We start from the raw sequence: 12845 nt of genomic DNA, 5'->3' as shown, positions 1-12845 counted from the left end.
ACCGTGACTCGGTGAACTCCAACTACGACTTCTCCGCCATCGGCTACGAGCTCACGCAGCTGGCCCCGGCCGGCAGCAACGGCCTCTAAACCACACAGCACCACAGACCCCCTCGGTGGTGTGTTGGGCCCCCAGCCAACACACCACCACCCCTCCCAACGGAAGCAGCCATGAAAAGCACCCGCGCACTGAAAGCCACCGGCCTTGTGCTGGTTGCCGTGGTGCTGGGACTGCTCACTGTGCAGGGGAGCTACGCACTGTGGAACAAATTTGCCGGCGCAAATGCCGGAACCATCCAATCGGCAGATTTCCGGATCAGCCTTACGGACACCAAGACCAGCAGCTTCACTGACATGACCCTGGCCAACGGCACCGCGGCCACGCTTGCCTTGAGCACCACCCCCACGGGGGCCGTGATCCCCGGACAAAGCACCTATGCTGGCGTTCAGATTGGCAATGTGACCAACGCCGGAGGGGTCTTCACCGTGCGGGCCACTACGGCCGCCCCCGTCATCGACAACAACGCGGCATCCCCGCTTGCACCGTATCTTCAAGTCAAAGTGGTTGCTGCATCAGCACTTTCACAGTGCACCCAAGCCTCGCTCTACGGGTCAACCCCCGCCAATGGCTCAGCCACGGTGGACATCGCCAAGACCGCAAGTGGCGTGTTTTGCTTCCAGGTCACCCTGGCCGCCACCATGCCGGCGGACCTCAGCGGACAAACCGCCGCCATTGCCGTCCCGATCACTGTCAACCAACTCTAAGAGGGTCCACCATGTCTATATTCAGCCCCGTCTCCCGAGATGTTGCATTCCAAGACAATGGCACGGAACCCTCAGCGCGACCCCGCCGAATCCGGCACGCGGTTGGCACCTGGAGCGCCTATGTGGTTCTCCTTCTGGCAGTGATCAGCGCCTTGATCATGATTGTGGTGCCCATGGCCACCGGCTCGCAAAGCTACACGGTTCTGACTAACTCCATGGCGCCGAAGTACGCGCCCGGAACTTTCCTGGTGGTCAAGCCCACCGAGTTCTCCTCACTCCGCGTGGGTGACATCATCACCTTCCAAATTGAGTCCGGCAAGCCCGGTGTCATCTCCCACCGCATCACCTCCGTGGGGTCCACCCAAAACGGTGAGCGGGTCTTCACCACCAAGGGCGACAACAACTCTTTGGAAGATGCCGCCACCGTCCAGGAAGTGCAGATCAAGGGAAAGCTGCTCTACGCAGTCCCGTATGTGGGCTTCGCCGCCCACGCTGTGGGTGAGCAGAGGGGCAAGCTGCTTCCCATCATCGCTGTTGGATTCATCGCCCTGGGTGCCTTGAGCATGGTCAGGGGTGCCGTGGAGAAGAAGCGCGGCAAGCATGCAAAAGACAATGACTAGAAAAGTCCCGCTGCGCAGCCTAGCCGGCTCCGCACGCATGGCCGTCATGGCCATAGTGGCAAGCATTGCCATGGGAACACTGCTGGCAGGACCTGCCACAGGCGCCGAGAACAAGAGTGATCTGCTTCAGCTAAGCCGCGACGGTGTCCACTTCGCCACTGACGCGATACCAACACTGTTTAGGAGCACAAAAGGTTATGTCCCAGGAGAATCACGGCCAGGACTCGTTTGGGTCCGCAACGCCGGCAAAGAAAGCGCAAGCTTCAGCCTCGCAGTGCTCAACACAAGCAACCCGGACACCGGCGAAGGGACTGCTGGCCCATCGGTCCTGCCCCAGCACCTGCGTCTGCAGGCGCAAGCCTCAGGCCGCGGCGCCACAGCCAACACTCTGCCCACTGCCGGCGAATGCACCCCGGTCATCGATGGCTGGACGCTGGCCGCAGGCGAGGTACTGCCCCTAACCCTGGACCTAGGCCTGTCACGGGATGCCCCCAATTCCACCCGGAATCAAGGCGCCGACTTCACCTTGGCGTTTGTGCTGCAAGAGAGCGGCGGCGGCCAGTTGGCAGGGGCGTGCCTGCAGCGTCCTGACAGACTGCCCGCCGGTGCTGCAGTGATCTCACTGCCCATCAGCGGTGGCACCGGAACACCCGGGACGGCGGTAGACGTGGGTGGTGTGAACAATTTCGGCGGCTCAGGCCCCGGCACGGCGCCGGGCACCATTCAGCCGACCAGCCTGCCCACACCGGAAGCGCCACAGCCATTGCCGCTGTCACGACACCTGCAAAGTAATGTGGAAGCCACCGCCTGCAACCCATGGACATGGATTGTGGTCATCAGCGCATGCGCGTACATATTCACCTCAGTTCGGAAACGGAGCAGGACTAGATGAGCCCAGCAGGACCGCAGCAATCAGAGCCGACGCCGGGCAATAGCGCTGCGCGGGCCCTTGGCAAACTGCGCAAGCTGCCAGGATTCACTGCTGCGGCAGTGGCCTTTCTGCTCATAGTCCTCCTGGGTGCTGGCGGGGCCGCCGTTGCCAAATGGAACCAAAGTGCCACGGCAACCATCGCCATCACGGCAGGTGCTGCGCCTGTACCAAGCCCCACACCCACGCCAAGCCTGACGCCGAGCCCAACACCCAGCGCCACGCCGCCACCCAATACCCAAGGGAACATAGTTGCCAACCCTGTAATTGCTGCACGACCAGGCACTGTGAGTGCCAGCAAAATTCTGTGCAGCAGCCAAGGCGCCTCCGGTAACTTCACTTTTGATTGGTCGAGAGATACGGCTGCGGCCACAAGCTACAACGTTTCCCTGAAGTCAAGGGCGCCTTCAACGGTATTCAAGGAAACGCAAACGGTCACATCTAAAACGGCTATCTTCGAGCTTGGCAATAATCAGAACGCCTTTGGGTACTATGTACTGCGCGTCCAGCCCATGAACGGCAGCATCGCCGGAGACCCTAGCTATAGGACACTGCGGTACACGGGCAAACAGAACTGGGGCTGCGAACACGGCACAGCCGAAGCACAACCACCCTTGGGTGCTTTTTCGGTCACCGCCGTCGCTGCCGCGCAGCCCGTCAACACCAATGACAACAAGGTTGGGCTCACGTGGGCTGCGGCCGCACAAGCCTCCAGCTATGTGGTCAGCATCAAATCAACCACTGCCAGTTCCAGCTACGGCGCGGAATTCTCCACTTCTGGCCTTGGTGCCACGCTGACCTTCCCTGCGCGTGTGCTGGAGGGGGGCCAACCCGCCTCCTCGGCTCCGTTCTATGGCGAATATCTGCTGCGCGTCATACCGATGAACGGCTTGCAAGCCGGCGACCCCGTGTACAAGAAAATCCTCTACCAGGCCTGGAACACAACGATTTGGGACTACCAGATGCCTCAGACGTAACTGGCGTGGGCTGCTTCGCTGACCACGCAGCCCGGAAGCACAAAACTCATGGTGGTGCCCTTGCCCTGTTCACTGGACACGGCCAGGGTGCCGCCATGGTTGTCAATGATGGTCTTGGAAATCATCAGGCCCAAGCCAATTCCTGGGATGCCGCGGTCCCTGGCCTGACCGGCCCTGAAGAACTTTTGGAACAGCCCGGCCTGATCGGCGGCACTCATGCCCAGGCCAGTGTCACTGACCTGAGCGTGCAGATCCGATCCTTGCGCCCACGCACGGACCGTGAGTTTCCCGCCGTCGGGCGAGTACTTCACGGCATTGGAGACCAGGTTGTCCAGCACCTGGCCAATGCGGCCGGAATCGATCAGTGCCACCAGGGGTTGCTGGCACTCCGATTCCACAGTCACCCCATTGGCTGCGGCAGCCGGCGCCGCAGAGCCAAGCGAGTCTGCAATGAGCTTGGCCACGCAGGCAGGGGCCCGGTCAATAGTCATGGTGGTGGTGGTCAACAAGTCCGACACCAGCCCATTGAGCCGGACTGTATTGCGTTCGGCAATTTTCAGGTAGCTGGAGACCTCGGCAGGCGCCAATCCGGGGGATTCCAGGGCCATGGCCACATAGGACGCGATGGCCGTCAGGGGAGTGCGGAACTCGTGGGAAACATTCGCCACGAAGTCATCCTTGGCGGCGAGGGCCTCCACCATGTCGGTGACATCGTGAAAAGCGATGACGGCGCCGTCGGACGTGCCGTCATCACTGAGAATGGTGCGGGCTGTGGTTGACAGGGCCCGCGCCTGCTCGCCGGAACCAATCCAGATCTGGTAGTTGGTGAACGATTCGCCGTTGATGGCGCGGCGTACCGGGCGGGATTCGGCGGGCAGGGGAACACGGTCGACGCCGAAGATCAACAGTTCGCTTTCCTGCGGGTCCTTGATGTCTGCGGGCACTCCCAAAACATGAATGGCCTCCTGGGTGGAATTCATGAGGCGGTCGTGGCCAGCAGCATCCACCACCACCACGCCAACACCCACCGTGTCCACAATGGTTTCCAACAGCCGCTCGCGATGCCTGCTTTCCGCCAAATCCTTTCGCCGAGCAATGTCCTGGGCAATCAGGGCGTCACGCTGCCGGTCCATGCTGGTGGTCAGGACAACCATGCCAATGGCGAAGGCCAGCATCATGAAAGGCGTCAAGAGCGGACGCACCAGCTGTTCGGCAGTCACGGGGCCGGGCGCATTGAATTCAGGAATCCACACGATCAACAGGCTTGCCATGGTGCTGGAAAAGACAGCCGTTTTAGGGGCAATGCCTGAGGCGCACAACCAAAAGACCGGGAACAAGGTCACCATGCCCGCGGCATTCAGCAGAGCGTGGCTGCCGTCGCGGAAAAGTGCCACAGCAACAAAGTCCAGATAGGGGATCACCAGAAACGATCCCCGCGGCAATTTGTCCCACGGGACGGCTGCGGCAGCAACCAGCAGGCCAACGCTCATGGCCAAAGCCACCATGAGTTTTGCGCCGGCAAGATATGACGGTTGCAAAATTGCCACAATTGCTGTTGCCAAAAGAATGGTCAGTGTGAACGGAAGCTGGGCCAGAAACATCCGGGTCCCCGTGGATCGCTCATAGAAGTAGCGTCTAATGAGCTGATTCCCAGCGGTTTCAGTCAAGTTTTCAGGGCTGATCGTTAAAATTGCTTCCGTCACCTTTTCATTTCTGCCCGACGCCAGGGTGCCGGTCAGCCAAGGCAGTTGCTTCATAATGGCCCAGAAAGTTGCGCAACGTGGGGGGAAATCTGGACAGGCACCGCTAACGATAATGCCATACTGTAAGTTACAAAGGGGCCTGGGGGCTCTAAGACGCTGTAACAAGCATGTTTCTTATTGGTCTTTGCAAGTTTAGTGAGGGAAAAATGGACAATCCTCGAGTGGCAGTCATTGTTGAAGATGACCAGGATATCCGCGAACTGATCAGTGTAATTCTTAACCAGGCTGGCTTTGAGGTTTACTCAGCCAGCAACGGGGCGGATGGGGTTGAGGCGGTCAAGAAGCACAAGCCGGCAATCGTCACTCTCGATCTGGGGTTGCCGGACATTGACGGTTTTGAAGTGGCCAGGCGTGTGCGGCTCTTCAGCGACGCCTACATCATCATGCTGACCGGGCGGGCGGATGAAATGGACACCCTGCTGGGCCTGGAAACAGGTGCCGACGACTACCTCACCAAACCGTTCCGGCCCCGTGAATTGCGGGCAAGGATCAGTGCGATGATGCGCCGGCCCCGCGCTGGCGGCCCCGATGCTGCCCCGGACGACTCCGTAGCTGCCGCCGCGTTGGAGGCCCCTGCCAATTCCGAGACGCCTGCAGACGTGGCGGCGCCGGAGACTGAGGCTGCTGCCGGGAGCAAGACTTTCAATGGCCTGGTCCTGAACGACGGCGACCGCACCGCGGAAGTGGACGGCACCGAATTGGAGCTGACCCGCACCGAGTTTGACCTGCTTCATGCGCTGGTGGACGGCGGCAAGCAGGTGCGCAGCAAGTCCGACCTGGTGCGCTGGCTGCGCGGGGAAGAATACGACGTGGGCACCTACATCAGCGACGCCGACGAACGCACCATCGAGGTGCACATGACAAACCTGCGCCGAAAAATGGGCGACAACCCGCGCGATCCGCGCTGGATCAAGACGGTGCGTGGCGTGGGCTACCGCCTGGTTCACTAGACTGGTTCGCTAAACTGTGGCCGTTGGCCACCCTTGTAGTGTCGTGGGGCCCTGGACCGTTGTGGTCCAGGGCCCCACGGCTTTTACCCGGCACGCTGATGCCCTTAGGGTTTCGCTCCCGCTGGACGTCTCAGGCGGAGACAAGCAGGCATTCAGGTAAGACTATCCGCATGGTGGTGCCAACGTTGCGTTCACTTTGAACGGTGATGTGGCCGCCGTGGTTGGCCACAATGGTTTTTGTGATCAGCAGTCCCAGCCCCAGGCCGGGGATGGAACGCTCCAACGCGGGGTCGGCACGGAAGAACTTGGTGAAGACCCGGGCCTGCTCGGCACTACTCATGCCTATACCCGTGTCCTGGACCTCGCACACCACATCAGCGCCGTCGTTCCACGCGCGCACCGTGACGTTTCCGCCGTCGGGCGAGTACTTGATGGCATTGGAGACCAGGTTGTCCAGCGCCTGGCCAATCCGGCCGCCGTCGACCATGGCCCGCAACTGATCGGGGACCTCCAGAATCAACTCCACCCCATTCTTGGCTGCCATGGGCTGGGCGGACGCCACACTCTCGGCGATGAGGGCAGAAACATCCGTCTTTGCCGGGGTGACCTCCATGGTGTCGGTGGTCAGGAGGTCCGAGACCAGCCGGTTGAGTCGATGCGCGTTGCGCTGGGCAATGCTCAAGTACGTGGTCAGGTCCGCGGGGAGGCGGGCCGATTCATCGGCGATCATGGCCAGGTAGCCCAGGATGGAGGTCAGCGGCGTGCGGAACTCGTGTGACACATTGGCCACAAAGTCATCCTTAGCGGCAAGAGCTGCCATGGTTTCCGTGTTGTCGTGGAAGGCAATGACGGCACCGGCGGAACTGCCATCCTCATCCCGCATGGCGCGTGCAGTGGTGGAGATGGCGCGGGAATTCTCTCCCTCACCAATCCACATCTGGTAGTTGGTGAAGGATTCACCCAGAATAGCGCGGCGGACAGGGCGGGCGTCAGGGGTCAGCGGAACCTTGCCGTAGCCAAATAGCAGGAGGTCCTTCTCCTGGGGATCGGCAATGTTTGTTGGCAGGGCCAACGCGCGAATGCCGGCCTGCGTGGAGTTCATGAACTGGTCATTGCCGTGCTGATCCACCACCACAAGCCCCACCGCCACGGTGTCCACCACGGTTTGCAGCAGTTGTTCGCGCTGCCGGCTGAGCGCCAGGGCATTGCGCAGCTCGGTGTCTTTTCGTAGCAGCGCCCGGCGCTGGCTGTCCATGCTTGCCGTCATGACCACCACCGTGACGGAGAAGGCCATCATCATGAGTGGGAAGATGAGCGGCTTGGCGAGCAACTCGGGCGTGATGGGCACAGGCCCTAGGAACAAGGGCACCCAGACAATCAACAAGGTGCCAAGGGTGCTGCTGACAACGGCAGTTTTGCGTGCTATTGCCGACGCCGACAGCCAGAAGACGGGGAACAGCACCAACAAGCCGGCGGAGGTGATGTACTGGGCACTGCCGTAGCGGATGAATCCAACGGCAATGAGGTCCAGGTAAGGAATGAGCAGGAATGATCCACGCGGCAACTTGTCCCACGGCATCAGTACGCAGAGCGCAAGTATGCCCGCCTGCAGCCACAGACCAATAACAAAGTTGGGGTCTGCCAAGCTCTTGGGGTAGTAGGCGGCGGCCAAGGCCACCAGCACGATGACCGTCAAGGTCAGCGGCAACTGCGTGAGGATGACGCGCATCCGCAGGGACCGCTTGTAAAAATGTCGCTTCATCAGGGTGTCAGGCGTGGGGTTGGTCAATGTGCTTCCGATGGTGGTTCCAGTTCTGCACCGGCATTGGTACACGCCAGTCTCTCACTGTTCGGGCCCACGGACGATTATGCCGCGCCGCATATGCCGCTTGTGCCGCTTGTGCCGCTTGTGCCGCGCCGCTTGTGCCGCGCCGCTCGTGCCGCGCCGCTCGGCGGCACGGCACAAGCGCTTTCCTGCTACTTTACGGAGTCGCCTTGCTGGAAAACGTCGGGGATGCCGTCGTGGTCCTCATCAAGTTCCTCCAGTTCAGCCAACTTGCGGTAGTGCCTGTTGCGGCTGCGCAGCACCACAGATGCCAGCAGGGCAGCCAGCACGGAACCGGCCAGGATGGCCACCTTGGCGTGGGAGTAGTGGGGGCTGTCTGCGCCGAAGCTCAGCTCACTGATCAACAGGGACACTGTGAAGCCAACCCCGGCCAGCAGCGCAAGACCTGCGACGTCGATCCAGGCCAGGCCGTCGTCGAGCTTGGCCTTGGTGGTTTTTGTGATGAGCCACGTGGCACCGAAGACGCCAATAAACTTTCCGGCAATCAGGGCAACCACAATGCCGATCGCCACCGAATCGGTGAAGGCGCTCTTGAGGCCGGCAACCCCGCCCAGCGCAACACCGGCGGAGAAGAACGCGAACACGGGCACGGCCAGGCCGGCGGAAACTGGCCGGATGGCGTGCTCAAACTTTTCGGCCAGACCGGGGCCGTTTTCAGGCGTTTTGTCCTTGCGGAGCACAGGCACCATAAAGCCCAGCAGCACGCCGGCCACTGTTGCGTGGACGCCGGAGGCATGGACAAGCGCCCAGGTGGCGAATGCCAGGGGAAGCAGGAAGTACCAGGCGCTGATGCGTTTTTGCACCAACCAGGCGAAGACCAACAGCGGCAGCAGGGCAAGGGCCAGGAACTGGAACTGCATTTCGCCGGGGTAGAAAACGGCAATGATGGCGATGGCGATGAGGTCATCCACCACGGCGAGCGTCAGCAGGAAGGTGCGCAGGGCGCTGGGCAGATGGGTGCTAATGACAGCCAGGACCGCCAGTGCAAAGGCAATGTCCGTGGCTGTGGGGATGGCCCAACCCTTGAGTACTTCAGGCCCGGCTTGGAGGTTGATGAGCACGAAGAGCACGGCTGGAATGATCACGCCGCCCACCGCGGCTGCAATGGGGACCATGGCACGCGAGGGGCTGCGCAAATCGCCGGCCACGAACTCGCGCTTGAGTTCAAGCCCGGCAACGAAGAAGAAGATTGCCAGCAGGCCGTCGGACGCCCAGCCGCCAAGGCTGAGGTTGAGGTGCAGGCTTTCCGGACCAATTTTGAAGTCGCGCAAGTCAAAGTAGCCGCTGGCCCAGGGGGAGTTGGCCCAAATCAGGGCGACCACGGTGGCTATGAGGAGGAGGGCTCCGCCCACTGTTTCTGAGCGGAGGATGGTGCTGATGCGCACGGACTCGGAATAGCTTCCCCGGCTAAAGATGCGGGTACTTTTTGGAGATTTCATGGGTGCTGCGGCCTTCCGTTGGGTCCAGCAGTGGCGGGACCACTTTTGGGTTCATCAAAGTCATTGCCGACCAGACTTCCCGGCGCACCTGTTGATCAGTCTACCTTGGCTGGCTGTTTTACGTTTCTGTGGGGTTTGCGCTTTGGTCATGCGCAGTACTGGCTGGCGGCGAGGCGCATACTGCCAACTCCTGGGGCAACCACTTTGGCTATGCGCCGCATCAGCTGCTGGCGAGGCGCAGCTGTGACACTGGCGCAACCCTGGACCCTGGCAGAGCGCATGGGCAAAGTGACCCGGGGCTATGCGCAGGGGTAGGTGTCTGCACGGCGCATGGTCAAAGAGGCAGCGAGCTCCGCCGAAGACTGGTCGGAAGGGCAAAAGTTTTAGCCGCTTGGCGGGTAGAAATAGCCGTTTGGGACCTGATTGTCCGTGCAGGGCTGGGTTTAGATGGGAGCACTGCCTACTGGGGGCATGATTTTTAGGGTAAGGAAATACTCGTGAAAAAAGTTATGAAGGCAGCCATCGCTGCTGGTGCGGCAGGCGCGTTGATGTTGGGCGGAGCAGGGACCTTTGCCCTGTGGAACGCAACCGACGACATTGATGCGGGCGCTGTGTCCACCGGTCACTTGAAGTTGGACACCACCACTAGTCCCGGAGTTTGGAACGACATCAGCGTTCCGGCCACTCCTGTTGTATTCGACGCCGCCAACGAGAAGATTGTTCCCGGCGACACCCTTGAATTCAAGCAGACGGTGACCATCCAGGCCGACGGAAAAAACCTTCAGGGTGCCCTGACTGTTGGCCAGCTGGCCGCATTACCCGGTGGTTTGCTGAATGAAGCCGACGTGGTGCTGGATGTGGACCATGTAGCAGCTGGCCTGAGCAAGCACCCGACTACGGGTGTGCTCTCGTTTGCCGCGCCTGGCACCTACAACATTCCCGTGACCATCACGGTGACGTTCCCCAAGGGGGATCTGGCAGGTGACCTGACGCCCGCTGCCACCATGGATCAGACAATTAATTTCAGCTCTTTGACGCTGACCCTCAACCAGGTTCGCGCTTAGTCCGTACACGCAACCTTTTTGTCACGTGCGTAAAACACTGCTGACAGCTTTGGCTGCGGCCGTGCTGGTGGTGCTTCTTGCAAGCGCCCAAGGCACGGCCGCACTCTTGCGCGCCGAAAGCCAGCTGACTCCGGGAACCATCACCACGGGAAAGCTCGCTCTACAAGCTGGCAACGAGACCAGCAGCTCCACGGACTTTGTCTTCACGGATTTGAGCACCAAACCCCTTGTACCCGGGGGATACTTGCAGGCCCCGCTGACCATCAGCAACGCCGGCAACGTGGACCTGAACTACAGCCTTGCGGGCGCAAGTTCATTGACACCTGCGCCCAATGCGGCTGACACTGCCCTTGCCGAAGCTGTGGACCTGACCATCCATGCGGTGGCTGACGCTGCAGCCTGCCCAGCCGACGCACTCGTTCAAGGCCCTGCCCTGTACCAAGGCAAGCTGAGTCAAACGGCAGCATCGACGCCCAGGAACCTGACGCCGCAGGGCGCAGGCTCGGCGGAAGTATTGTGCGTCCGGGTCAGCCTGCCCTCAGACACGAACCAGAATGCAGCTGGCGGGACACTCAAGCTGGTGCTTTCTTGGCGAGGTGATCAGGCTTGAGCGGACGCCGCAGGGCCGATGCGCCAGAACGAACGGGCGTTTTGTGGTGGGGTGGGCAGATTGCAGCGTGGCTGATCCTGCTTTCCATCTTGAGCGTTGCGGCCATCATGATTGTGATTCCCCGCCTTGCCGGAGCCACCGCCTACACGGTCCTGACGGCGTCCATGGAACCGGGGATGCCGCCGGGAAGTCTGGCTGTGATCCGGCCGCAGGATCCGGCCACGCTGCGCACGGGGGATGTGATCACGTTTCAAGCCGAATCGGGCAAGGCCTCCGTCATCACACACAGGATTGTCGGGGTGGGGTCCACTTTGGGCGGAGAACTGCGCTTCACCACACGCGGAGACGCCAATGCGGCGAATGACCCAGCTGTGCTGCCTGAACAGGTCCGTGGCAGCCTCTGGTACAAAGTGCCGTTACTGGGCCACGTCAATAGCGCCCTGAACGGCTCTCAACGCCAATGGCTCACGATTGCGGCCGTCGCTGGGTTGCTGGGCTACTCCACCTTCATGACTGTGGGTGCCTTGCGGGATCGCTACCGAAGGAGCAGGACGCCATGACCCCCGCCTTTGATCCATCCGGCCGTCCTGCCCGGAGCCGACCCAGCCGCAGGACCGTGCTGGCAACGGCTGTTGCGCTCGCCGCGACCATCGGCACCACAGCGTCGCCCGCGTTCGCGCAGGACTCTCGCGACGCCGTCGTACTTGCTGTGAAGCCAGCCAGCCAGAAGACGAACCTTGCCTTCAGCGCGGACGGGGTGGAATATTCGGCGAGCGTGCCGGTCCTGTTCACGTCGGCGACCCAGTTGGTGCCGGGTGAGGGTGTTGCCCAAAGCCTGTGGATCCGCAATGACAACGCCATGGCAGTCAACGTGTGGCTGGCCGTCCCTGACTCGGATGGCGTTGAGCGGAGCCACCTCAAGGCTGGGCTGAAGCCGCAGCCGGTGGTGACGCTGGAGCCCGGTGCCAGCAGTCAATTGCAGGCGTACGTGTGGCTGCCGGAATCGGCCGGCAACCACACGCAGGCGCAGCAGCTGCCGGTCCGGCTGCAAGTAAATGTAGGCGAAGTGGCTGACGAGGGGACACCTGGCGTGGGAGATGAAGAGTCGGACAACAGAGAGCTGGGTGACACCGGCGGAACCCAAGGCATCTGGCCGGTGGGGCTGGCGGTGCTGATGGGTGGAGTGGGTGCATTGGTGGCGGCCCGGAAACGTTCCAGCCGTCCGGTGGCGCTCACCGCTCCCGGGGCGCTCACCGCTCCCGGGGCGCTCACCGCTCCCGGGGCGGGAGACGGCCCGTGAGCCGGGGGGCTGTTGTGCAGTCCGGCTGGTCGGTGCGGGTGAAGGCGCTGCTCTCTTTGGGACTGCTGGCCGGCTTCGGGGCTGTTTCCACCTTGGCCGCATGGACTGGCACGGCAACGGCCACATCCGACATAGCAGCAGCCACCGTCTTCATAGCCGTGGGGGCAGATGCGGACTCGAGCAGCACCAGCTACACAATCCCGATCGCCCCTGGCAATTGGTACCCGGGCATGAGCCAGGCTGCCTTGGTGACGGTGAAGAACACCGGCACCTCGAAGGTCAGCTACAACGTGCAGGGGGCCGCAGCCGGTGCCTTGGGAACGGCAATGGCTGTTGGGGTTTCTGCCGGCGGTTCCGTGGTGAATGGTTCAGCGACAGTCGGGACATGTTCTGTTGCGCCCGGCTACTCCAAGGCTGCGGGATTTGATTTCCCCATCTCTACACCACACCCATTGGGCAGCCTTGCCTCCGGGGGGTCGGCCTCGTTCTGCGTTTCCACGCTATTGCCGCTTGCCGCAGCATCAGCGTTGCAAGGCCAGTCCACCACCATCACGTTAACTTTTACAGCAAGTACGGTGCCCTGA

Annotated in this window: 13 protein-coding genes; 10 read left to right on the top strand and 3 right to left on the bottom strand. The window is 61.6% G+C overall.

Annotated features, from left to right (window positions below):
• Positions 1-170: 170 nt before the first annotated feature.
• Genes ACX80Q_RS06280 through ACX80Q_RS06265 form a run of 4 tightly spaced genes read left to right on the top strand, consistent with a single transcriptional unit; the run spans position 171 to position 3289 of the window.
• On the top strand, positions 171-764 hold the full coding sequence (locus ACX80Q_RS06280) for a hypothetical protein (protein ID WP_459329670.1): 594 nt from the start codon (positions 171-173) through the stop codon (positions 762-764).
• Between the two features lie 11 nt (positions 765-775).
• Complete coding sequence (locus ACX80Q_RS06275; protein ID WP_459329669.1) at positions 776-1384, top strand: signal peptidase I; 609 nt, start codon at positions 776-778, stop codon at positions 1382-1384.
• Positions 1377-2276 (top strand): hypothetical protein, encoded by a 900-nt coding sequence (locus ACX80Q_RS06270; RefSeq protein ID WP_459329668.1) that lies wholly within the window; start codon positions 1377-1379, stop codon positions 2274-2276. Before ACX80Q_RS06275 ends, ACX80Q_RS06270 begins: the two co-directional genes overlap by 8 nt.
• The gene (locus ACX80Q_RS06265; protein ID WP_459329667.1) at positions 2273-3289 is read left to right on the top strand and encodes a hypothetical protein; all 1017 of its coding nucleotides are present in this window, start codon (positions 2273-2275) and stop codon (positions 3287-3289) included. The genes ACX80Q_RS06270 and ACX80Q_RS06265 overlap by 4 nt, the downstream gene beginning before the upstream one ends.
• On the opposite strand, the gene ACX80Q_RS06260 is transcribed toward ACX80Q_RS06265, so the two are convergent.
• Complete coding sequence (locus ACX80Q_RS06260) at positions 3280-4956, bottom strand: sensor histidine kinase (RefSeq protein ID WP_459329666.1); 1677 nt, start codon at positions 4954-4956, stop codon at positions 3280-3282. The genes ACX80Q_RS06265 and ACX80Q_RS06260 overlap by 10 nt on opposite strands.
• 242 nt (positions 4957-5198) lie before the next feature.
• Here ACX80Q_RS06260 and ACX80Q_RS06255 point away from each other — a divergent pair, with 242 nt between their 5' ends.
• Positions 5199-6002, top strand: coding sequence for a response regulator transcription factor (locus ACX80Q_RS06255; RefSeq protein ID WP_459329665.1), 804 nt, complete (start codon positions 5199-5201; stop codon positions 6000-6002).
• Positions 6003-6132: 130 nt separating this feature from the next.
• On the opposite strand, the gene ACX80Q_RS06250 is transcribed toward ACX80Q_RS06255, so the two are convergent.
• The gene (locus tag ACX80Q_RS06250; RefSeq protein ID WP_459329664.1) at positions 6133-7791 is read right to left on the bottom strand and encodes a sensor histidine kinase; all 1659 of its coding nucleotides are present in this window, start codon (positions 7789-7791) and stop codon (positions 6133-6135) included.
• Between the two features lie 188 nt (positions 7792-7979).
• Positions 7980-9287 carry a Na+/H+ antiporter NhaA gene (nhaA, locus tag ACX80Q_RS06245; RefSeq protein ID WP_459329663.1) on the bottom strand — a complete coding sequence of 436 codons (1308 nt, stop codon included), beginning with the start codon at positions 9285-9287 and terminating at the stop codon, positions 7980-7982.
• A 497-nt stretch (positions 9288-9784) separates the two neighbouring features.
• Between nhaA and ACX80Q_RS06240 the strand changes: the two genes are divergently transcribed.
• From ACX80Q_RS06240 to ACX80Q_RS06220, 5 genes are read left to right on the top strand one after another with little or no spacing between them, the layout of a single operon-like run.
• Positions 9785-10351 carry an alternate-type signal peptide domain-containing protein gene (locus tag ACX80Q_RS06240; RefSeq protein WP_459329662.1) on the top strand — a complete coding sequence of 189 codons (567 nt, stop codon included), beginning with the start codon at positions 9785-9787 and terminating at the stop codon, positions 10349-10351.
• Positions 10352-10376: 25 nt separating this feature from the next.
• Positions 10377-10961, top strand: coding sequence for a hypothetical protein (locus tag ACX80Q_RS06235; RefSeq protein ID WP_459329661.1), 585 nt, complete (start codon positions 10377-10379; stop codon positions 10959-10961).
• Complete coding sequence (locus ACX80Q_RS06230) at positions 10958-11521, top strand: signal peptidase I (RefSeq protein ID WP_459329660.1); 564 nt, start codon at positions 10958-10960, stop codon at positions 11519-11521. The genes ACX80Q_RS06235 and ACX80Q_RS06230 overlap by 4 nt, the downstream gene beginning before the upstream one ends.
• Complete coding sequence (locus ACX80Q_RS06225) at positions 11518-12261, top strand: hypothetical protein (RefSeq protein ID WP_459329659.1); 744 nt, start codon at positions 11518-11520, stop codon at positions 12259-12261. The genes ACX80Q_RS06230 and ACX80Q_RS06225 overlap by 4 nt, the downstream gene beginning before the upstream one ends.
• Positions 12258-12845, top strand: coding sequence for a hypothetical protein (locus tag ACX80Q_RS06220; protein ID WP_459329658.1), 588 nt, complete (start codon positions 12258-12260; stop codon positions 12843-12845). Before ACX80Q_RS06225 ends, ACX80Q_RS06220 begins: the two co-directional genes overlap by 4 nt.

The sequence above is a fragment of the Arthrobacter sp. HLT1-20 genome, assembly GCF_054510895.1.
Note: the sequence above shows the minus strand (reverse complement) of the source record. Positions and strands in the feature narration are given on the sequence as shown.